This is a genomic window from Paenibacillus castaneae (genome assembly GCF_002884445.1).
Taxonomy (GTDB): Bacteria; Bacillota; Bacilli; order Paenibacillales; family Paenibacillaceae; genus Pristimantibacillus; species Pristimantibacillus castaneae.
Map to the genome: position 1 here is coordinate 443,812 of NZ_KZ614144.1, position 21,520 is coordinate 465,331.

Consider the following 21,520-nt stretch of genomic DNA (forward strand, 5'->3'; position numbering starts at 1 on the left):
TTGGGCATACAACGCAAAAAAAGCACCTGCAAGATAGGCGTGTATACGCCATCTCTTACGGGTGCTTCCATCGTAAGCCATGCTTATTTAACTAATTTCTACCAATATACAGGATGTGGTCGGCTGGAGTCAAGCCTTATGCTTTGGCATATTCCTCTGGTGTTTTACCGATAATTGATTTGAAGTCTTTGATGAAGTGTGATTGGTCATAATAGCCGAGATCTGCGGTTAGCTTTAGCAAATCAGGCTGACTGGCCATATCCATCGTCTCAGCGGCATTCTGCAGCCTGTACAGCTTAATAACCCATTTGGGGCTAATCCCAACGTATTGGTTAAACAAGCGCTGCAGCTTCCTAATATTCATATCGAATATCCCACATAACTGCTCGACTTTGGTCAGGCTGCGATCTTCATTAATACGGTTAATGATTTCGTTAATGAGATTAACGGATGGATCCTCTTCTGGGAGCTGCTTCAATAATAAGGCTTCCGTGAGCGCAATCATTCGAGCAGGCTCATGCTCGTTGACCATTTGATGCACATACTTAATAGCTTCATCACCAAATACGGCGGCAAGGGTAAGAGATTGATCGGTCAGCTCAGCAAGCGGAGAATGAATAAACGGGTAAAAACCGCCTGGCTGAAATTTTACTCCGAATACATGTCCGTTTCCTTCGATTTGCTTTGTATATCTTCGGCTGGCAGCTCCATATATCCCGCTTTGATGCTCTTCAATGACCATATTGACGCATGGATTTGGAACGACATCCTGTGAATAAGGAGCCTGTCCTTCTAACGCCCAGCTTATGAACCAATAATGCTTAACCAAATGGCGAAGCTGCTCGGAGGGAGCATAACGGGTAAGCTGGAATTTCTTCTCACCCTCACTCAGCTGTAGAATGCCCATACTGGGCTTAGGGTTAATGGATTGCATATGCGAACCTCTCCCATTCTCAAATTGTCGCTTTTTTACAATACGAGCTATACAAATGACGATATACTACAAGTAGATGCAACAAAAAAGCCAATTAAAATCGATATGTAAACAAAGAAGGAGTGAATGGAATGGAATTTAAATATGAGTTTTATATAGGCGCAGACCCTGAGAAGGTATGGGATGCTTTCGTATCACCGGAAGGAACACGCCAAACCTTTTTTGGCTGCGTGATTAACTCTACATTTGAGGTAGGTTCATCCTACCAGTATGTTGGTCCAGGTGCTGATGGCGATGAGACTGTACACATTTATGGTACTATTCTAGCATATGAGCCGCATAAAATAATTAGCTTTTTGGAGCATCCAGGGCCTTCTTATAGACCGAATCATGCGGAGCTGGAGTCCAAAATTACGTTTAAGCTGGAGGCCGTTGGCGAAACAACGAAGCTTACATTGATTAATGATCAGTTTACAGAAAACCATCCATCGCTTGAAACGGTTGATAGCCAGTGGTGGATGATCCTTAGCAATTTGAAAACGTATATTGAAACGGGAAAAGGATTAGAATTTGGTTGGTAGTAAGCAATCCGGAAAGCATCAGCCTCTGCTGGTGCTTTTTTGGTTTGTATATACAAGCGAGCATTTCTTTTCCGGCGTTGATTCTTTATACTGTATAAAAAGGACAGACGGCATACGTCTGCGACTACGGATAGGAGAGAGTTCAGCATGAGCTACAAAATCGTGTTTTTTGATATAGACGGGACTTTAATTAATGAGCAAAAGGAAATTCCAGCGGATACGATCAAAGCCATTGCAGAGCTGAAGGAGCGCGGTATCGAGCCGGTTATCGCAACGGGCAGAGCGCCGTATTTCATTAAGCCGTTAGCGGAGAAGCTGGGCATCGAATCATTTGTATGCTTGAATGGGGCTTACGCGGTATATAAGGGAGAAGTGCTTTATAAGCGCGAGATCGAGAAGAGCAAGCTGGAAGCGCTAGTGAAGGTAGCTGCTGAGCATGATCATGGGCTTGTTTTTGAAGGGGAGTATGCTTTCTTCGCTGATAGAGAGAATCATCCGTTCATTATTGACTCGGTAAAATCTTTAAAGGTTGATCAGCCAGGCTACAATCCGGATTTCTGGAAAACAGACGGCATTTATCAGGTATTCCTGCACTGTGAGAGTCAAGATGAGCATTTGTATGAATCGCTGCATGGGGATCTAAAGCTTATTCGCTGGCATCCGCAAGCGATTGATGTGCTTCCAGCTGGAGGCTCAAAAGCTCAAGGCATTGAAGCGATGCTAAAGAAGCTTGGTTTAACGCCCGCGGATGCGGTTGCCTTCGGAGACGGGCTCAATGACAAAGAAATGCTTGAGCTGGTCGGCTTCGGAGTCGCGATGGGCAACTCCCATCCAGAGCTGCTGCCTTTCGCTGATTATGTAACGACGCATGTGGATGAGCAGGGCATTCGGAATGGCTTAGTGAAGGCTGGTTTGCTGTAAAATAGGTATATGGATTAGGCTTGCGGCGCGTCATCACTCCTAGTTTTGGGTAATAAATAGCAGCTTGACCCATAGAAGGTGGAGAAGCTAACGTTCTAGGAGGTGCAGGAAGAGATGAGCACAAACAGTCCGGGCAGCACAGATAAGGATATGTATGGGAAAGTTGAAGAAGAAATTTTGGCGCAAAAGCAAGGAAACAGCTTTATCCTTACAACCGCGCAGGGTACGATTGGAGAAATTACCTATTCACTGGTCGACGTTAATACTTGGGTCATTGATCATACCTTCATTGCTCCACAATACCGCGGCGGCAGCTTAGGCAGGCAGTTGCTTGATTTTGTCGTGGAAGAGGCAAGAGGAAAAGGAAGAAAGATTATTCCTGCCTGCTCCTATGCTCTCGCTCAGTTCAAGCGGTATCCTGAGTATGCCGATGTATGGGAGAAATCGAATACGGAATATGCAGATCCCTACAGTACGGGCAGTGCTGCAGCGTCCAGGGACGAAATGCCTTGATTAGAATTTAATAATATGATCCAAATAAGAACGGTAAGCCTAGGCTTATTGTTCTTATTTGTTTTTATACAACATATACCACTCCTTACATGTTAATTAATGGGTTAATTTTTATAGACAACCAGTTAAGTTGATCATATACTATTTTGAGTGTCTTATATATTGTATGTGGGGGAATTATTAATGGAAAAGAGTCCAAAATCGTATGTTGCAGCTATCCTGCTAGCTTTTTTTCTAGGCTCATTAGGCATCCATCGCTTTTATGCTGGCAAAATCGGAACAGGTATTTTAATGCTTATCACAGCAGGTTGTTTTGGAATTTGGACGCTTATTGACTTAATTGTCATTATTGTCGGGAAGTTTAAGGATAGTGAAGGACGTTACATCTCAGCATAATGAAGAGGGTGCCTCTAAAGCCTATGGCCTTAGGGACACCCCCTTCTTCTTTAAGTTTGTCTTACTCTACTTACAGCAGGTAAGAGGAAAATTCAACGCCATCCTTTTTTCATAGACGATTTATGAGATGGTTATGGGCTTATAGGATCATTGAACGAGTAGTTACGGACATGAGGTGCGTTATATGAGTGAATTAGCTGAATAAGCAAAGTTTATGGACATGAGAGCCGTTATTTTCATTGACTCGGGTCATATGTGGGACTTTTCGAGCCAGTAAGGGCTCTGAGGTCCGTTAACAGTTCTAAAAGTCGTTTTTGCAGCAAATAAGGACTCTTGTGTCCGTTAACTTTTGCAGACCAAATAAATAGAAGAGGGTGTCCCAAAAGCCTATGGTTTCTGGGACACCCTCTTGTTTGCCGTCTAATGCAGTTGGCAAATAGCCGTATGTCTTGATTTACGTTATTATAGACAAGTCGATACTTGACAGTGGCAACAAGAAGGAGACGGGATATGAAACTTAAGTTTTTAATTGTCATTTATGCCCTAGCTGCAATCGTCTTTTTTGTTTGTCGGCATGCTTTGTACGATTGGATGCAGAATGGGCACCCTTCGATATGGCTTATGTTTTTATTAGCGGTATGCTTTATCGTGTTTCCTATCATTCCATTCAAGCTTGTAATTGGAATGATGGGCTTTATATATGGGCCATTGCTGGGGGCGTTGATTAGCTGGCTCGCAGCTTCACTCGCCTCCGTCATTGTATTTGTGCTTGTGCGCAAATCATTTCAAAAGCAGGGCAGAGCCATGCTGTCGCGCTTCCCCCAAGTGGAGCGATTAAGTGTCATGCTGGAGAAAAATCCTTTTTTCACGCTGGTGCTGGCCAGAATGATGCCCATTTTCCCGCAGGCTGTCATCAATGTATATCCAGCCCTTCTATCTGTTCCGCTCGTGACCTATGCTGTGGCGTCGGCCATTGGCAAAGTTCCGGCGATGCTAGTCTTTTCCTTTCTGGGCAACCGTTTATTTACCGACTGGAGCAGCACGCTGCTCGTCATGGGGATCTATGTGTGCTTTCTCATTATTGTGTATGCCATCTATCGCCTTTGGTTGAGAAAGCAGCTTATATAATAAAGACTGCTCACCAAAAAAAGTGATCACACGTACAATAACCCATCAGAATATGAATCTTTTGGAGGGAATGACGGTGATCCTTGTTGAGGGCAGTAATACGTTTCAGATTAGTCCAGTAACCTTGTCAGAGCTGGAAAGAAAAATATTGCAGGATAAGCAGAAAAGTCAGGTTGTATATCGATACCCTAACGTGGATGCGCTTGAATTTGAGCTTAAAATGCGAATGCATATCGTGGAGGCAGCCAAAGCGCTATATGCGAGCGGAGTGAGCTTTGCAACGTTCGCGAAGTCCAAATGCAATGAACAATATTGGACGCGCACAGATAACGGGGGCTTTCAGCTGAAGAGCGGCGTGCTTCCTTCTGTCGGAATTAATGATATTTTCGAGAATGGGCATCTATACGCGTTTGAATGTGCGGGAGCTATTATTATCATGCTGTATAAAGCGGTGCTTGATACGATAGGAGACGCGGTGTTTAACTCCAACTTTCAAAATCTATATTTACGTGACTGGCATTACGACCGCGATTTGAGCTTAATTACAGGCAATAACAAAGATGAAGCTTATCCGGGAGATGTGCTGTATTTCAAAAATCCGGATTTTGATCCAGACACGCCCGAGTGGCAGGGCGAGAATGTCATTATGCTGGATGACAATTTATATTTCGGGCATGGCATCGGTATTGAGTCGGGGGAAGACATTATCGCGGCTCTTAACCGGATGAGGAAGGAAGACAGCACGATATCAGCATATTTGCAGGATTTGGTCGTATATCCGGACTTCGAGGAGCTGCGCGGTCTTTCCATGCGGATCGAAGCCGAGACCGTCCGTGTCCGTTATCCTTATTAGATGTGGTGCAGATTATGTTAAGAAGGAGCGAGTCCCTTTCATCAAAGGGCCGCTCCTTTCTTTATGATTGGCGAATTCGTTTGCGGGCGCGGAATTGTTTAAATTGAAAATAAATGGTGCAGCCGATGCAGTAGCCAAGTATGGCGGCAAGTGCGGCACAGCCCATCATTCCTGCGAAAATGTAACCGGCAACTGTCCAGCCGAGCGAGAGGCTTAACAGAGAAAAGGTGAGGAAGCCGATACCCAGCCCATTATTAAAGCGAAGCAGCTCTGCCGCTTCTGTATGCGCAGAAGCTATAAATCGCTGTAGAAAAGGCTGGGCGATTCGTATAAATAAATTAGCTTTCGGACCAAACAGAAGTCCAGCCAACTGGATGGCCCAGAGAGCTGCGATCAGCCAAGGCAATTGCAATGAAATCGCAACAATAAGTACGATGACGATACCGGCTTGATTGCTGCGGACATAGGGAATGGGAATTTCCTTCATTCATAAAACCAACTTTCTTTATAGGATTTATATAATTAATAGTAGTGGAATAAGACCAAATTGGCAACAGGTATATTGGAAATGGAAAGATCATAAACATATGGGGCTTTGATCCTATACATTGCATTTTTATTTTAAGATAAATTGCGACAACTTACTTTATTTTCCGCTTTTTCATATATAATAGAGTCATATATCTCAAGAACTACATTCTCGAATAAGAGGTAGATTAATAGGTGAATATGCGTACCGTATTGGAAGCGAATTCATCTTGCTAGAAGGAATAGAAGGAGATTTTTATGAAAATAAAGCTCATGCATATTCTTGCGATTTTGACCGCTCTTTCTATCTTCCTTTTGTATAGAGGCACGCTGGATCGGATGGATTATTACTTTCAGGATCGATTTATGCAGAAGGAATCGGCTGTTGATACCCGCATTGCAATTATTGCTATTGATGATGAAAGCGTTAAAGACTTTGGAAGCTGGCCGTGGAATCGCAACGTGCATGCACAATTAGTCGATACGCTCGCCGCAGGAGATCCGGCAGTCATTGCGTTCGATGTTACCTTCCCTGCACCCTCGGCGGATGACATGGAAGGGGATCGAGCGTTGATTGATGCAGTAGCTAATGCTGGAAACGTCGTGATGCCGGTATATGGCACCTTCGCCTCGTCTGCCACGAAGGGAGCGCTTGAGGCCCTCTCAATATCAGAGCCGTTCCCTGCTCTGAAGGAAGCGGCTGCTGCTGTTGGACATATTAACACGATTCCGGATCGAGATCGAGTCGTGCGTAATTCCTTATACAGCTTTATGATGGAGGGGCAGCAGGTTGAGAGCTTCTCATGGGTCATTTATCGCATGTTCATGGAACGCTCTGGGGAGAGCGTGGATGCAAGCATGCTCCCGCTGGATGACTTCGGCCGCTTCCATATCTCTTATACGGGGAAACCTTTTGCGTATGAAACAATCTCTTATTCCGCTGTTATGAGCGGTGAGGTGCCTGCTGATTATTTCAAGGATAGAATCGTTTTGATCGGTCCTTACGCGACAGGCTTCAAGGATGATTACTTGACTCCGCTGCAGGTGAAAAGCCCGATGTACGGGGTGGAGATTCATGCGAACATTATACAGGCATTATTGGACAAGCATCTTAATGAAACGCTTGATTGGAAGTGGAATGCGCTTTTCCTGTTCATTGCATCCGCATTTGCCTATTTCTTATTCCGCAGATGGAATATGTTTATATCGTTTATGTCTGTAGCGGTTATTATTGGAGTATTCATTCTCGGCAGCAGCTTATTGTATAAGCAGGGCATCATTATCTCGATTGGCTATGTGGTTCCTCTGCTCATTGTCAGCTGCATCGTGGTGGTCGGCTTTCATTATGTGGAGGAGTTGTTTGAGAGACGCAGGGTAACCGATATATTTGGTAGATATGTAGCCCCCGAGGTTGTTAATCAAATTCTTAGGAACGGCGAGGAAGGCCTCAAGCTGGGCGGAACACGCCGTGAGTTGACTGTATTGTTTGTTGATATCCGTGGCTTTACACCGCTGTCAGAGCGGGCGGAGCCGGAGGAAATTGTTGAAATATTGAATGAATATCTGGATCTTGCCGCCAACTGCATTTTTAAGTTCGACGGTACGCTGGACAAATTTATCGGAGATGCAGCTATGGCTATTTTCAATGCTCCATTACTGCTGGAAGATCACCCTATGAGAGCGGTGGAAGCAGCTTGGGCGATGAAGGAAGGCTCTGCGGATTTGGAGCGGAAGCTGATCGAACGCTTCGGGTTCGGCGTTAAATTTGGTCTTGGCATCCATACGGGCCCGGCGGTCTTCGGCAACATCGGCTCAAAGAGCAGGATGGACTACACTGCAATCGGTGACACCGTTAACACGGCAGCTCGTCTAGAAAGCAATGCGAAGCCGGGCCAGATTGTGATTAGCGAGGCTGTCTATACATACGTGAAAGACCGCATACATGCAAACGGCCTTGGTGAAATCAAAGTAAAGGGCAAGGAACAAGGCATTACCATTTATGAGTTGGAGGGAATAAAGTGAAAAAGTTGAAGATGTTATTCGTTATCTTATTAGTTGCAGCCATTATGATGCCTGCTTCTGCATTTGCGAAGGATACGGATAAGGCCGGTAAAATAACGAGTGTGTCTGGAAAAGCTGAAGTGAAGAAAAGTGGCGGCACTAAAAAATTCAATGCGTTTAAAGGCATGGCTATTACGCAAGGCGATACAATTATTACAGGTAAAGATGGAAAAATGACGATGGATTTGGATAGCGACAAAGAGGTTACGATCGGCTCCGATACGAAGCTTGTCGTTAGTGAGCTGGTTAAGAGTGCGAAGGCGCTCGGCGGGAAAACAAGCTTAAGCCTGTTAAAGGGGAAGGTGCTTGTTAACATTAAGAAAAAGCTGGATGGCGATTCTCGATTCGAGATCGAGACACCAACGGCTATTATGGGCGTTATGGGTACACAATTCGTAGTAACATCAGACGACAATGGAGGCTATGTAGGTGTATTTGAAGGAGCGGTAAAAACGAAGCATGGTGAAAATAGAAACCAACAAACGATTGTTAATCCGAATGAGCAGCTTAAATTAAATAAAGCAGGCAGCGGCACAAAGGGCAAGCTTGATTATCATGATCTGCCGATTATAGGCTTGGAGTTCTATTTGGGGCTGCTTAACAAAGCTGCTAAGCCAGATCAAGCGTTAATAGAACAGGTGACGCAGCTTTTGGCTAAGAAAAAGCAAGAAGAGGCAGCCGCAGCAGCGGGAAATACCGGCAGCGCTAAAAACACGATTGTATATGAAAACACTGGTGGTGGGAATCCATCAATCCCTGCTCCTGCACCAGCAGAAACACCAACGGTGACGCCAATACCGACACCGACACCGACACCGACACCGACACCGACACCGACACCAACACCAACACCAACACCAACACCAACGCCAACACCAACACCAACGGTAACGCCGACGCCAACACCGACACCAACACCAACACCAACACCAACGCCGACACCGACACCAACGCCTGAACCAACACCGACGCCGGTTCCGGTGCCGCCTATGTTGGATCTATACGCGTTTTATCGTTCTACTCAAACTTATATAATCAACGATAAAACATTTAGTTTACCATTCACAACAGCTATCGCCGGTGCTGGGTCTAGCTTGACTAAAGATATCATCAAATTTGAAGTGGCTGATGAAAACAGCATTTTTGTAGAACAAGATGTGCAAAGTGTAGCGATTGACTACATTAACGTTAAAAATTTAAATATTGAATTATCGAATAGCGTACCATATGGATCAAAAATCCGTATAACGGTACTGAAAAATAGCCTGAAGAATCCAGCGACAGACGACTATCAAACGATGGATCAGGTAACGATGAAATCGGAGGATAAAGATTGGTTTGAATTTAAGCTTCCTGAACAAATGTATTCAGTTACTTATAAAAAAAACTCTGATGTTTTTGCGGATGTATCCATTCCACTGAGGACGCTTGGCTACCATTTTACAAGTGAAGTTGAAGGTAAGGTTATACCTAATGTAACGATTACTAAGATTTGTCCGGAGGTTTCGAGGGGTGAAACGAACTGTAACTCCGACGAGTATAATCCAGATTGGACGGATGTCTTCAGTTATTATTTTCTCCCTAATCATGTAGAAATAAAGCTCAAGGGATCATATTTTAGAAATCCTGAGCTGCAACCGGCCTTATACCAATTATCCATTTATTTAATGGATGATTCTGGTGAAATAATAAATGAAAATATAAGTATAGATGTAAATCTATTAGAGCCTAAGCCGCCTGAGTTGATCTATGATGAGGTGTCTATACGGGATGGGGATAAAATTGTACTTCCGTTTGATTCAGCTTTGAAAGTTAATCCATACGAGAAACCCGATGAGAATGTGGTAGTTTATGTAGCTAAAAGGGAAGTATGTGTGGAGTGTCGAGAGGTGCCTATTGAATATAGCATTATTGATTTCGAGGATATATATATCGATTCGAGCAATCCTGCAAACTTAATTATTCAGTTTGCTAAGAGCATTGAATATGGGTCCCTTTTACAGATTATGATTAAACCTAACTTTTTGATTAATGCTGAAACGGGCGATTGGAAAAAAGAAGAAATGAATATCGCACTAGATGTTAGGGCATCTCTTTCAAATGAATGGATTGAATATCCACAGTTCCCAACGGAGGAAACCTTTGAAGTACAGATAGACACATTCGGTTATGAAGTCGGAGATATTAGTGTTTGTCGGTTTGAGGTAGAAGATTGTATAGACTTGAAACTTCCCTCTAATAGAAACGACTTGTATGTACTATCCGGGACAGGTAGATATAGAATACTGACGATTAAAAAATATTTAGAATTTGGAAGCTATCGTCTTACTATTCCGATATTAAACGAATCTGGTAAAGAGATAGATGGATTGGAAATCTATATTAATGTCTGCTTCCCACCTGCATGATGAATGAATTAGTGAAAGGAGAAATCAAATTGATAAATAAAATAAGAATATTTGCAGCAGGAACAGCTCTAGTTACCGCATTAGCAGTAGGTGGCGTACCCGCTTTAGCGGCCACAGGACAGGATACAGCGATTGCGATAAGTGCGGTCGAACCAAATATCGATTATGCCATTGAAGGGATAAGTCAGCCGTGGGGGCTGGCTTCAGCGCCGGATGGCAGTATGGTAATCGTTGGATCGGAAAGCAATCAAATTAGCAAATGGCAAAATGGCAAATTGACCGCTATAACGAGTCAGACAACAGCAGGTTATTTAGACGGGGCGACCTCGAGCTCATCCTTTGATCATCCAACATATTCGATCGTGAACAGCAAAGGTGCTATTTATGTCAGCGATACCGACAATCATGTGATTCGCAAAATCGTGAACGATAAAGTGTACACGGCAGCCGGAAATGGCAAAGAAGGCCATAAGGACGGCCAATTCGGAGACGGCCAATTCGGAGACGTTCAGTTCAATGCTCCAACGGGCCTTGCGGTAGATGGCGATGACAACATCTATGTAGCCGATTCACTCAATAACGTTATTCGCAAAATAACGCCTGATGGAGTGACATCCACATTCGCAGGGGTTGTAAGCGAAGCAGGCGGTTACAAAGACGGCAGCGCAGCTGAAGCGATCTTCAACGAGCCGATGGGGCTTGTATTTGATGAGAAGGGCGGCTTATATGTAGCCGACAGCGGCAATCATCTTATCCGCTATATTCATAATGGTAAAGTGACAACAGTCGCAGGCAAAGCGACAGCGGTTGATACGCTTACAGGCTATATGGCAGGCGGTTATACGAATGGCTTGAGCAGTACAGCGCGCTTTAATCGACCTCGTGGACTAGCGTATGCAGATGGCGTATTGCTTATTGCGGACAGTTTGAATAACCGGATCCGCGCGCTGCAAGCAAATGGCAAGGTTATAACGATTGCAGGGAATAGTGCGCCTGGCAATAAGCTGGGTGTTCCGGCCGAAGCGCAGTTTAATCAGCCTTCATCCTTATTATTTACAGCGGGGAAGCTTTATATTTCTGATACGCTAAATAATAGTGTTAAGGTACTGGACATCATTCCGAAGAGTCTCCAGCCTGTTGTGACCAAAGAAGATTTAATCGTGGGAACGGAGCTTCTTCCTGCAAGCAAAGATACTCAAGTATGGCTGGATGGCAAATTGCTGAAATTCTCAGCAGCTCAGAAGCCTTACCAGAGCGGAGACAAAACATATCTGCCAGTTAGAGAGCTGTTCCAAGCATGGGGTGCCGATGTGAAATGGAATACGGCTGCGAGAGAGGTGCATGTAGCTAAAGGAGATTGGAAGCTTGTGTTGAAGGCTAATGCGAAGCGTACCGTCGTGCTCGAGAAAGGCACTGTATACGTAGATGTAAGCTATTTAGAAGATGCGGCATCGTTTGTCATTGCCCATGATGAGGAATATAATGCAGTTATTATCTACAGCGGGTCATAATGTAGTAAGTTTTGGTTAGAATGGAGGCAGCATAATGAGTTCAGGAAACCATTTGCAAAGCAACATTGACCGTTTCTCCGGTTACGAGAATGATTATGATCAGCATCGGCCTAAAGCCCCTTCCGTAGTGGTCGATATATTGACGAATTATATTGGACATAAGCCGAGCCTCATTGTCGATGTCGGCTGCGGTACAGGCTTGTCCACCTTTGCGTGGGATGGACATGCCGAACGCGTGATGGGCTTCGAGCCAAACGATGATATGCGCGGCAAAGCGCTGAAGCATCTAGTCGAGCTGCAGGATGCGAAGCATTTCTCCTTCGAGAAAGGGTATTCTGATCAACTGGCATTGGAATCCGGTATCGTAGATATTGTAACCTGCTCGCAGTCCTTTCACTGGATGGAGCCAGTCAGCACACTCCATGAATTTGCGCGTGTGCTAAGGAAAGGCGGCATATTCGCGGCTTATGATTGCGACTGGCCGCCAACCGTGTACTGGGAGATCGAGGAAGCGTATATGCAGCTCATTGAGAAATCGGATCAGATCATCGCGAGGCATGTAGAAGAGAAGGATAGAGCGATTAAGCGGGATAAGGAACAGCATTTGAAGCAAATAAGAGAAAGTGGATTATTTCGCTTCTCGAAGGAAATCGTATTTCACAATATGGAGGCTTGCGATGCGCAGCGCTATGTCGGGCTTGCGCTCAGCCAAGGCGGTGTGCAGTCTGTATTCAAGCTTCGCTCGAACGAGCTGGATGAGCGGATTAAGGATTTCCGCAGCAGTGTAGAGCAGTATTTTGCAGGCCGAACGTTAAATATGATGTTCAGCTACCGTATGAGATTAGGTGTGAAATAGTGTAGGGATTCGAACGAGGCTGGCCTGCTGTCGATCTGACAATGGCCGCCTTGTTTTGTTTATGGGCATGAACAAGCGGAAGCTCGAACATTATATTGCATTTGGTGGTATAATATATATATAACAACAATATAGTTCAATGGTTGAGATGAAGAAGGGTTGCGGGTATATGTTCGTATCTGAGGACTGGAATCAGAAAGTAAAGAAAACGTTTAATGCGACAAGTAATGAAGAAGTATTGACGATTTCTGAAGCGGGCGAGTTATTTGGTCTGAGCAAGGATCAAATGAAAGTGTATGTAGACAAAAATAAGCTCACGAAAGTGCCTATTTTGCGAAACGTGCACCGATATCTTTTGTTAAAGAGTGAAATAGATGCCATTTTGGCTAAGAAATAAATGCTAGTTAATGAAGGCGCCCCAGACATGATGTCGGGAGCGCCTTATTTCTGCTTGATTATGGGTAATAAATAAACAAGCAAGCGATCCTCGCCTTGTAGGTGAAGAATGCTTGCTAATTAGAGCCGTAAGGATCGAGGGGAAGCAAGGGCTATGGTTTAGTGAAAATTCCGCTTTTTAACATATACAATCGATCATTTATTAAAGTTTTCATAGTAAACCTCCATGCAATACGGATAATATGGCTTTAATTCACGTCACTAAAACTATTTTAATAACAGATAAGCCATATAACCGATGCTCAAAGTAATTAAAAGAAGAGTTGCACCATAAGAAATGATTTTGAAAAATAGTTCAATATTATCTATTTTATGATTTCGATTGTCCCTTGTTTCTTTTCCCTTCGTCACAGGCGGCTTCTCACTGTCCTGACGAGGCTTGATGATGAGATCACCTACTTTTTAGTTTTATTATCGACGTTTTTCTTATATACGACGAGGATCGTGCTTCGTTGATAGGCGTTGCCTGAAGTAGCGGTTTTTATCATGGAGCCATAGCAGATGCTAACAACCTGCTCATCCTTAAGCTCTGCGAGAAATTCATTCGCTCTTTTTTCTGCAAAAACAGTATCTGTATCTATGAATTCTTTAACCTGAATCATTTGCTCACCCCCGTAATGAAGATAGGGAGAGGCACCCCTGCAAATTACGCGGAATGCCTACTCACGTCCACCATAGCATTGCTAGTTAGGGGTGTCAACCTACCTTTAAATATAGTCGGATAGACGCTAAGGAGGGGCGGTCTTATCAGGAAAATCCGTCATTTTAATCTATATGAATAAGTGATTAATCTCTGTAGTACATCACCCCTTAAATTGATGTTATATAATCTAACATATAAATTCCGATAAAGTTTGAAACGGAGTGCAATAAATAGGTTAATAGAGATAAATGCTATTGGTAACGCTTTTTTGATCCTTTTATTGTTTGTCAACTAATCTAACATTAAATACAATACGATTAGAAAATAAACAATACATAACACAGGAGGATCATCAAACATGACACAAAAATTGAAGAATGTACTGACGAAGAAGGTTCTAATTCCGGTATTGATTCTGTCGCTTCTGGCAGCAATGAGCGGCGTTTTGGCGAAATCAGATTTTGTTCGAGCGGAAGAGGCGCCTCAGCTTCCAACCTTTGCTATCCCTGAACTCTCGTCCGAGCATCAACAATCAAGCTTGCCTAATGTTATCGTAATTGCAACCGGCGGAACGATTGCAGGGGCAGCGTCCAAGGGCGATAAAACCAACTTCCAAAGCTATGCTGCGGGAACCTATGAAATGAAAGATTTAGTCGCTCAATTGCCGACACACAAAACGGCAGACGTTGCTACGTATCAGTTCGGCAATAAAGGCTCGAGCGGATACAGCATGAAGGACCTTTATGATCTTTCATTGGCGGTGGACGCTGCGTTAGAAACGTATGACAGTGCAGTCGTAACGACGGGGACGGACACGATGGAAGAGATCGCCTACTTCCTTGATTTGACGGTTCGGAGCGAGAAGCCGGTCGTTGTAACGGGCTCAATGAGACCGTGGGATGTTATTGGTACGGACGGTCCGGCCAACCTGTATCAAGCCATAAAGGTTGCGAGCAGCAATAAGACAAAATGGTTTGGAACCGTCGTTATGCTTAACGATGTCATATTTGCAGCCCGCGAGGTAACGAAAACAAACTCGCATCGCTTGGATACATTTGACTCCCCGATGTTTGGCGCACTTGGATATGTGGATGATCCGGCGGTTCGTATTTACCGCGCTCCTGCCAGAGCTGCAAAAGCAGGAAAGGCTTCATGGGCATCGCCATTTGATCTCAATACGATTTCCAAAGAGAGCCTCCCAATTGTAGAAATTGCGTATAGCTACCAACAAGCTGGCGGCGGCGCAATTCGAGGCTTTGTGGAAGATGGAGCCAAAGGGATTGTAACGGCAGGGACAGGAGCAGGAGGTATTTCTTCAGCGCTAAGTGCCGCTCGCTCGAAAGCGATTAAGGAAAATGGAGTAGTATTCGTATCGACAACTAGAACGGGCTCTGGCTCTATCTATGACAGTGGAAACGGTAATACGATTGGCGGAGATAACTTAAATGCCGCACATGCTCGCATCATGCTGCTGCTGTCCCTTGCTTTTACGAATGATGTGAACACAATTAGAAGCTGGTTCACAACGTTTGGTACGCAGGATGTCGAAATTTCAGTAGATGAGCATACAGTTGTAACCACTTCTATGGAGGAAATTGTGGAAGAGCCGGTTGTAATTGAGCCAACTCCTGAAGCTGCAGAAACACCTGCTGCACCTGTGGAAGAAACGGAGCCTTCCGTTACGGCACCAACGTCTGAAGAAGTATTGGTAACGCCATAACGGCTGGGAGGTAGATTCATATGAGCATACAAAACAACAATAAGCTGATTCGTAGATGCCTTGCTTCGTTAATCGTTGCGGCACTTCTTAGCACGCTATGGACTGGCTATGCCGGCTCAGTGCGAGCCGAGGTATCCTTGCCTCAGCTTCCCGCCTTCAATATTCCTGCTCTGTCGGAGGAGTATAAAGCCTCGCCTTTGCCTAATGTAATTGTTGTGGCAACGGGTGGAACGCTTGCTGGCGCAGCAAGCAACAAAGATCAGACTAATTTTCAAAGCTATGCGGCAGGAACGTATAAAATGGATGAAATGGTTGCTTCCCTGCCCAAGCATAAGACTGCAGATGTATCTACATTTCAATTCGGGAACAAAGGCTCCAGCGGTTATTCCATGCAGGATCTTTATGATTTATCACTAGCGGTAGATGCGGCGCTCGAAATATATGATAGTGCTGTCGTGACGACAGGAACGGACACAATGGAAGAAATAGCTTATTTTTTAGATTTAACCGTGCAAAGCGAGAAGCCTGTCGTTGTTACTGGTGCTATGAGACCGTGGGATGTCATTGGCACAGATGGGCCTGCGAATCTCTATCAAGCCATTAAAGTGGCAAGCAGCAACAAAACAAAATGGTTCGGTACGGTCATTATGCTTAATGACGTTATTCATGCGGCACGCGAGGTGACGAAATCCAATTCGCATCGTGCGGATACGTTTGAGACGCCGATGTTCGGCGCTCTCGGCTACGTCGATGATCCGGCAGTTCGAATTTATCGCCTTAATGCGAGAGCGCTCAAAGCGGGGCAAGCGGATTGGGCTACTCCATTTAATTTGAGAACGATCTCTAAGGAGCAGCTGCCGATTGTTGAAATTGTCTACAGCTATCAAGAGGCTGGCGGCGGTGCCATTCGAGCCCTAGTAGCGGATGGGGCGAAGGGAATTGTGACAGCTGGAACCGGTGCGGCAGGGATCTCCTCGAAGATGAGTGCGGCGCGCTCAGCAGCCATTAACAATAATGGCGTAACCTTTGTATCAACAACCCGGACGGGCTCAGGCACCATTTCTGGCGGCGGAAACGGGATTATTGCTGGAGATAATTTGAATCCTCAGCATGCTCGAATTTTGCTGATGCTGTCGCTTGCTTTTACCAGTGATTTCAACACTATGAAAGGCTGGTTTGCATCAGTAGGCACACAGGATATTTCTGTAGATGAGACGGACGCGCCGACATGGGCAGGGGGCAGCACGTTAAGTGTGAAGAGTGTGACACAAACGAGCATCACGCTTCAGTGGCCGGAAGCTATGGATAATGTAAAAGTAACAGGTTATTCCGTTTACCATGCGGGACAGGGGGTTCCAATTGCGAAATTGCCTGCAACAAGCTTATCCTATGAAGTAACCGGGCTTTCGCCGGGCATGTCATACAGCTTCGTTGTTAAGGCTGTGGATGCCGCGGGAAATCAAAGTGCGGGATTAAGGGGCAGTTATACTACGGACACTGCGGGAGTATCTCCTGGCACTCCGGGCGGCGGCAGTGGTTTGCCGGATGAAGGCCAAGTAATCGTTCCTGAAGGCGAGAGTGTTTCATTCAGCGATATTGCAGGACACTGGGCTGAGGCGGCAATTAAAGAAGCGGTAGCGGCTGGTGTTGTGAAGGGTTATGCGGATGGGACGTTCAAACCGAACAATACCATAACGCGTGCAGAGTTCTCTGTTATATTGATGAGAGCGCTGAAGGAAGAAGGCGAGGGCGCTTCTATAGCCTTTACCGATAATGGGAAAATAGCAGCGTGGGCGGAAGATGCTGTTGCTCGAGCCCTTAAAGCGAATATCATCAGCGGCTATCCGGATGGCTCCTTCCGACCGAGCGCGAGTATTACGCGGACAGAAATGGTGTCGATGATTACGAAGGCGATCGGGTTAACCGTGGAGACGAACGCCACAACTAGCTTTGCTGATAATGGAGAAATCCCGGAATGGGCAAAGGGCGCAGTGAAGGCTGTGACGGACAAGGGTATCATACAAGGACGCCAAGACAACATGTTCGCTCCGAAAGCGACTGCAACGCGAGCAGAGGCGATTACGGTTATGATGAAAATGCTGAAATTAAATAAATAAGCTGCTGTAAAAGCGAGAAGAGCTATCCTAGCGAGGCTGTCACGGGCCTGCTAAGATAGCTCTGTTTGTTACATGGGCTGCGAATATCACATTCGAGGCAATCGAATAATAAAGCTTGTTCCTTCTCCAAGCTGGCTTTGTATTTCAATGGTTCCCTTATGCCGATCGACTATTTTTTTTACAATGGAAAGTCCCAGTCCGCTTCCGGCATTTGTACGGTTTCTAGCTGAATCAACCTTATGAAATCGCTCAAAAATATGAGAAAGCTCGTTTTCCGGTATGCCGATACCGGTATCGCTTATAGTGACGACAATATGGTGATCAACAGCTATTCCGATCGAAATGGTGTCGCCGGAGCGGGAAAACTTAATGCTGTTCGTGATCAAATTGAACCATACCTGATAGAGCAGGCCGGCATCTGCTGTAATGACGATTTCGGTTAAATCGGGATCGATTACTAATTGTTTTTCAGTCCACTGCCACTCCGTTGCAATTAATACTTGCCTAATCTGCTCATCTAGGCGGAATGAGGTGAGGTGGATTACATTTTCTTCTTTGTCGAGCGCTGCCAATGTCAATAGCTGCTTACTGAGCGATGAGAGCCTTCTGCTTTCTTTTTCGATAACACGGAGATAACGCTCTTCTTCTTCCGGAGATGTTTCTTTATCCAGAATAGCTTGAGAAAAACCTTGAATAGAAGTTAAAGGAGATTGAAATTCATGCGATACATTAGCTACGAATTCCTGCCTCATCTCGTCCAGCTGCTTGATCGACTGTGCCATTTGTTTGAAATGGCGAGCTAAATTGCCGATCTCGTCCCGCCGCGTAACATCCATTTCGATATTATAATCCCCGCTGACAATTTTGTTGGTAGCTGCGGTAAGATTTTTCACCGGCTTCACAATGTACCGCGATGCGATGATGATGAACAAAATGCTGAGTAAAAAAACAAGTCCAAGCAGCACAGCCATAATGATTCGTACCTCACCGAACTGCTGCTCCAGATTCGGCCGCATGAACATGGCGTATGTTCTTCCGTTTGCCGATAGGGGCAGTCCGATGCTGTTCTGGATACTGCTTTCGAATAGGCTGAAAACCACAAGCAGATGATGCTCTTCCATAATGCCGTTATAGGTTTTTCCGTTTAGAACCTCTCGAATGTATTTATTGTCCATTTGCTGATGCTTGAACGGTGTTCCGTAGAAGATTCCATGCATCTCATCATCCACGAGATAGATCTGAAACCCGATATTGGCGATATGGGTTAAGTACTCTCCAAGCTCAATATCGTTTGTTTTTGCGTATAGCGTTCGAATTTCTTGGCCAATATTCATAATCTTCTGCTCGTTATAGCCTCTAACCTTCTCTGCGTAATAGAAGTTGGTAAGCAGGAGAGCAACAATCATACTGGCTAGAGAAATCAACATAAAAGTATATACAATCCGAATATATAGCGTTCTCATTTGCCTTTGACCTCCAGCTTATAGCCGATCCCGCGAATAGTGGAGATAATGAAATCATCGGCGTATTCGGCGAAACGCTCACGCAAACGTTTGATATGTACATCAATGGTTCTGCTGTCGCCTTCGAAATCCTGCCCCCAGATCAGATTCAGAAGCTGCTCCCGTGTGAAAATACGTCCAGGGTGATTAGCCAGCTGAGCAAGCAACTCGAATTCCTTCAATGGTAAAATAAACACTTTATCCTCCGATTTCACCTCATAGCCTTGGCGATCAATCGAGATGCCGTTCAGCTGAATCAAATCCGAAGAAACCATCTGATATCTGCGAAGCAAAGCCTTCATTCGAAACAATAACTCTTTGGGCTCGAATGGCTTGACCATATAATCATCCGTTCCGGATGTGAAGCCCCTTTCTTTATCTTCGATGGCTCCCTTGGCAGTCAGCATGATAACGGGGATGTCATAGTACCTTCTTATTTCCTCGCAAAGCTCCCATCCGTTTTTTAAGGGCATCATCACATCCACCACAGCTAGGTGAATCAATTCTTTTCCCATAATGACGGAGCCTTCATTGCCATTCTCTGCTTCAAATACCGAGTAGCCTTCCTTGCTTAGCAGAAAGCGCAAAAGCTCCCGAATGTGAGGATCATCATCAACGACCAAAATATGAGTTCTCATTTCAACTGCACCTTCTTCATGAGGTTAATTCTATTTATACGATTAGTATAGGAACATGGCTACATTCTAATCGTAAGCGGCTTGAAATATCAAGCGGCAATGTCTAGTTGAAGGTATTTCTATCGTTTCCGCAGTATAAAACATCAAGAGCCCTCAGCTCATATGCCGAGAGCTCTTGCTTATAAGCTACTTATTGGAAACATGACTTCCCCAAATGGTCACGCCTTTGGCCGATAAAGCGCTAAAGGTCATAACATAGCTTTGAGTTCCTTCGTTCCACTCCTTCAGCAGTGAACCGTAGTATACGGATCCATCTATCATCAGATTCAGCGTATGCTCGCCGGTGCTTTCCCAAGTGCCGCTTACGCTGCCGGAAATTTTGCCGTCTTCACCTAGCGTAATGACGGTTGCTTGCTTGATGTCAGCTGTAATATCTTTACCGTGGTTGACGTACTTATAGTCGCCTATTATTTGCTCCTTAGACACGACTGCGATCGTCTCTCCTGCATAACGATGAGGAGTGATGACCGGCCAGCCTTCCGTGTTCATCAGCATCTGATGCACTCTCACCTCATGGCCTTCGCCGCGCGAAGGGAAGCGCGTGTGGAAAATAATAAACATTTGACCGGATTCGGGGTCTACATAGGTTGAATTATGGCCAGGTGAAACATAGCCTGTGCCGATATTGGCAATCTCGCCATCTACATTATCCATTTGGAAGTTTCCGATGAGCTTTGCTCCGTAAGGTGTAATAGAGGCGTCATCGAAGAAGGTCCCGAAAGCGCCGAATGCATCGATCATATCCTTACCTTCGGAGTCCTGGAAGGGTCCGTCCGGATTTTTGGAACGTGCAACGCGAATATTGTAGCCGCCAACGGAGTCTAGTCCACCGTAGGAAAGGAATAAATAGTAATAGTCCGTTTCTTTGCTATACATCATATAAGGCGCTTCAATGCGGCTGTGATTATTGCCGAGAAGTTTTTTCCCATAGCCTTGATCCGGATAGGGCAAGCCGGTTTCTGCATTCATTCTCATAATAAAAATACCGCCGGAATAGGAGCCGTACACCATCCACAGAATCCCGTCCTTATCATAAAACACATTGGGATCAACCACATTCGGGTGAACGGTCGCATCATACAAGGTTCCATCCTCGCCGATATCGTTCCACATCCCCGACTTCAGAATAATGCCCTTGTTCGTGTACGGCCCTTCAACCTTATCGGAGACTGCGTACCCCAGCACTGATCGTGGAGAATCGCCCTTGCACATGCTGTAATACATATAAAATTTGCCGTCTGGCAGCTTTATTACATCGCCCGCCCAGAACGTTTCTGTTTCGGCCCACTCTAGGCCCTCGCTCATTTCCGTTAATACATCAGGAATAATTGGATTACCTTCATAGACGCTGGAATTGATTTGTTCCCAAGACATCAGGTCCTTCGACTTCGCTGTGGCGAGATGCGATCCAAATATATAGAACGTATCCTCGACTTTAATAATGGAAGGATCGTGAACGGAAGCGTTTGCAAATATAGGCTCTTCGATGGATGCGTCCTCCGAATTATTCGTTGTATTCGTTTCTTCCGCTTCCTGATTAGCGGTGGGTGCCGCGCTTTCGGCGGCTGGCGTGGCATTTCCGTCGTTCGGTTCACTGCAAGCGCTCATGAAAGTCATCATACATACGGTCATGAAAATAATGCTTTGTTTCTTCAATATCGTAATTCCCCCTTGAACCTCATTAATTTATATAA

The 21,520-nt window shown here is 45.0% G+C and carries 19 protein-coding genes; 13 read left to right on the top strand and 6 right to left on the bottom strand.

The window, feature by feature from the left end; translation table 11 throughout:
* Positions 1-136: 136 nt before the first annotated feature.
* The gene (locus CEF13_RS01875) at positions 137-934 is read right to left on the bottom strand and encodes a helix-turn-helix domain-containing protein (protein WP_102709160.1); all 798 of its coding nucleotides are present in this window, start codon (positions 932-934) and stop codon (positions 137-139) included.
* Positions 935-1,065: 131 nt separating this feature from the next.
* On the opposite strand from CEF13_RS01875, the gene CEF13_RS01880 reads away from it, so the two are divergent.
* From CEF13_RS01880 to CEF13_RS01905, 6 genes are all read left to right on the top strand, one after another.
* Positions 1,066-1,515 carry an SRPBCC family protein gene (locus CEF13_RS01880; RefSeq protein WP_102709161.1) on the top strand — a complete coding sequence of 150 codons (450 nt, stop codon included), beginning with the start codon at positions 1,066-1,068 and terminating at the stop codon, positions 1,513-1,515.
* 147 nt (positions 1,516-1,662) lie between these two features.
* Complete coding sequence (locus CEF13_RS01885; protein WP_102709162.1) at positions 1,663-2,436, top strand: Cof-type HAD-IIB family hydrolase; 774 nt, start codon at positions 1,663-1,665, stop codon at positions 2,434-2,436.
* A gap of 114 nt (positions 2,437-2,550) precedes the next feature.
* Positions 2,551-2,949 carry a GNAT family N-acetyltransferase gene (locus tag CEF13_RS01890; RefSeq protein ID WP_102709163.1) on the top strand — a complete coding sequence of 133 codons (399 nt, stop codon included), beginning with the start codon at positions 2,551-2,553 and terminating at the stop codon, positions 2,947-2,949.
* 183 nt (positions 2,950-3,132) lie between these two features.
* A complete protein-coding gene (locus tag CEF13_RS01895; RefSeq protein WP_102709164.1) occupies positions 3,133-3,345 on the top strand; it encodes a TM2 domain-containing protein in 213 nt (70 codons plus the stop codon).
* Between the two features lie 510 nt (positions 3,346-3,855).
* Complete coding sequence (locus tag CEF13_RS01900) at positions 3,856-4,473, top strand: TVP38/TMEM64 family protein (protein ID WP_102709165.1); 618 nt, start codon at positions 3,856-3,858, stop codon at positions 4,471-4,473.
* Between the two features lie 76 nt (positions 4,474-4,549).
* Positions 4,550-5,326: a protein-glutamine gamma-glutamyltransferase gene (locus tag CEF13_RS01905; protein WP_244917034.1), complete on the top strand. Its 777-nt coding sequence runs from the start codon at positions 4,550-4,552 to the stop codon at positions 5,324-5,326.
* Between the two features lie 61 nt (positions 5,327-5,387).
* Here CEF13_RS01905 and CEF13_RS01910 read toward each other — a convergent pair whose 3' ends face one another.
* Entirely contained in the window at positions 5,388-5,813 is a 426-nt protein-coding gene (locus CEF13_RS01910) for a DUF4395 domain-containing protein (RefSeq protein WP_102709167.1), read from the bottom strand.
* A 299-nt stretch (positions 5,814-6,112) separates the two neighbouring features.
* Between CEF13_RS01910 and CEF13_RS01915 the strand changes: the two genes are divergently transcribed.
* From CEF13_RS01915 to CEF13_RS01935, 5 genes are all read left to right on the top strand, one after another.
* Complete coding sequence (locus tag CEF13_RS01915) at positions 6,113-7,876, top strand: CHASE2 domain-containing protein (protein WP_102709168.1); 1,764 nt, start codon at positions 6,113-6,115, stop codon at positions 7,874-7,876.
* Complete coding sequence (locus tag CEF13_RS01920) at positions 7,873-10,323, top strand: FecR family protein (RefSeq protein WP_102709169.1); 2,451 nt, start codon at positions 7,873-7,875, stop codon at positions 10,321-10,323. Before CEF13_RS01915 ends, CEF13_RS01920 begins: the two co-directional genes overlap by 4 nt.
* 29 nt (positions 10,324-10,352) lie before the next feature.
* Positions 10,353-11,834, top strand: a complete 1,482-nt coding sequence (locus tag CEF13_RS01925) for an NHL domain-containing protein (RefSeq protein WP_166742877.1) — start codon at positions 10,353-10,355, stop codon at positions 11,832-11,834.
* Between the two features lie 34 nt (positions 11,835-11,868).
* Positions 11,869-12,690 (top strand): class I SAM-dependent methyltransferase, encoded by an 822-nt coding sequence (locus tag CEF13_RS01930; protein ID WP_102709171.1) that lies wholly within the window; start codon positions 11,869-11,871, stop codon positions 12,688-12,690.
* A 169-nt stretch (positions 12,691-12,859) separates the two neighbouring features.
* On the top strand, positions 12,860-13,087 hold the full coding sequence (locus tag CEF13_RS01935) for a MerR family transcriptional regulator (RefSeq protein WP_102709172.1): 228 nt from the start codon (positions 12,860-12,862) through the stop codon (positions 13,085-13,087).
* 454 nt (positions 13,088-13,541) lie between these two features.
* Here CEF13_RS01935 and CEF13_RS01940 read toward each other — a convergent pair whose 3' ends face one another.
* Entirely contained in the window at positions 13,542-13,748 is a 207-nt protein-coding gene (locus CEF13_RS01940) for a sporulation protein Cse60 (protein WP_102709173.1), read from the bottom strand.
* Positions 13,749-14,147: 399 nt separating this feature from the next.
* Here CEF13_RS01940 and CEF13_RS01945 point away from each other — a divergent pair, with 399 nt between their 5' ends.
* Positions 14,148-15,509, top strand: a complete 1,362-nt coding sequence (locus CEF13_RS01945; RefSeq protein WP_102709174.1) for an asparaginase — start codon at positions 14,148-14,150, stop codon at positions 15,507-15,509.
* A gap of 20 nt (positions 15,510-15,529) precedes the next feature.
* Complete coding sequence (locus CEF13_RS01950) at positions 15,530-17,626, top strand: asparaginase domain-containing protein (protein WP_102709175.1); 2,097 nt, start codon at positions 15,530-15,532, stop codon at positions 17,624-17,626.
* 86 nt (positions 17,627-17,712) lie between these two features.
* Here the strand turns inward: CEF13_RS01950 and CEF13_RS01955 are convergent, their stop codons facing one another.
* From CEF13_RS01955 to abnB, 3 genes are all read right to left on the bottom strand, one after another.
* Positions 17,713-19,089: a sensor histidine kinase gene (locus tag CEF13_RS01955; RefSeq protein WP_102709176.1), complete on the bottom strand. Its 1,377-nt coding sequence runs from the start codon at positions 19,087-19,089 to the stop codon at positions 17,713-17,715.
* Positions 19,086-19,766: a response regulator transcription factor gene (locus tag CEF13_RS01960; protein WP_102709177.1), complete on the bottom strand. Its 681-nt coding sequence runs from the start codon at positions 19,764-19,766 to the stop codon at positions 19,086-19,088. Before CEF13_RS01960 ends, CEF13_RS01955 begins: the two co-directional genes overlap by 4 nt.
* A 186-nt stretch (positions 19,767-19,952) precedes the next feature.
* Positions 19,953-21,446 carry an arabinan endo-1,5-alpha-L-arabinosidase AbnB gene (gene abnB, locus CEF13_RS01965; RefSeq protein WP_424991975.1) on the bottom strand — a complete coding sequence of 498 codons (1,494 nt, stop codon included), beginning with the start codon at positions 21,444-21,446 and terminating at the stop codon, positions 19,953-19,955.
* Positions 21,447-21,520 lie beyond the last annotated feature (74 nt).

Coding starts and splice junctions, on each gene's coding strand:
- CEF13_RS01935 (WP_102709172.1), top strand. CDS start 12,860: ATGTTCGTATCTGAGGACTGGAATCAGAAAGTAAAGAAAACGTTTAAT.
- CEF13_RS01880 (WP_102709161.1), top strand. CDS start 1,066: ATGGAATTTAAATATGAGTTTTATATAGGCGCAGACCCTGAGAAGGTA.
- CEF13_RS01950 (WP_102709175.1), top strand. CDS start 15,530: ATGAGCATACAAAACAACAATAAGCTGATTCGTAGATGCCTTGCTTCG.
- CEF13_RS01945 (WP_102709174.1), top strand. CDS start 14,148: ATGACACAAAAATTGAAGAATGTACTGACGAAGAAGGTTCTAATTCCG.
- CEF13_RS01940 (WP_102709173.1), bottom strand. CDS start 13,748: ATGATTCAGGTTAAAGAATTCATAGATACAGATACTGTTTTTGCAGAA.
- CEF13_RS01885 (WP_102709162.1), top strand. CDS start 1,663: ATGAGCTACAAAATCGTGTTTTTTGATATAGACGGGACTTTAATTAAT.
- CEF13_RS01955 (WP_102709176.1), bottom strand. CDS start 19,089: ATGAGAACGCTATATATTCGGATTGTATATACTTTTATGTTGATTTCT.
- CEF13_RS01930 (WP_102709171.1), top strand. CDS start 11,869: ATGAGTTCAGGAAACCATTTGCAAAGCAACATTGACCGTTTCTCCGGT.
- CEF13_RS01875 (WP_102709160.1), bottom strand. CDS start 934: ATGCAATCCATTAACCCTAAGCCCAGTATGGGCATTCTACAGCTGAGT.
- CEF13_RS01910 (WP_102709167.1), bottom strand. CDS start 5,813: ATGAAGGAAATTCCCATTCCCTATGTCCGCAGCAATCAAGCCGGTATC.
- CEF13_RS01960 (WP_102709177.1), bottom strand. CDS start 19,766: ATGAGAACTCATATTTTGGTCGTTGATGATGATCCTCACATTCGGGAG.
- CEF13_RS01915 (WP_102709168.1), top strand. CDS start 6,113: ATGAAAATAAAGCTCATGCATATTCTTGCGATTTTGACCGCTCTTTCT.
- CEF13_RS01895 (WP_102709164.1), top strand. CDS start 3,133: ATGGAAAAGAGTCCAAAATCGTATGTTGCAGCTATCCTGCTAGCTTTT.
- abnB (WP_424991975.1), bottom strand. CDS start 21,446: ATGATGACTTTCATGAGCGCTTGCAGTGAACCGAACGACGGAAATGCC.
- CEF13_RS01900 (WP_102709165.1), top strand. CDS start 3,856: ATGAAACTTAAGTTTTTAATTGTCATTTATGCCCTAGCTGCAATCGTC.
- CEF13_RS01890 (WP_102709163.1), top strand. CDS start 2,551: ATGAGCACAAACAGTCCGGGCAGCACAGATAAGGATATGTATGGGAAA.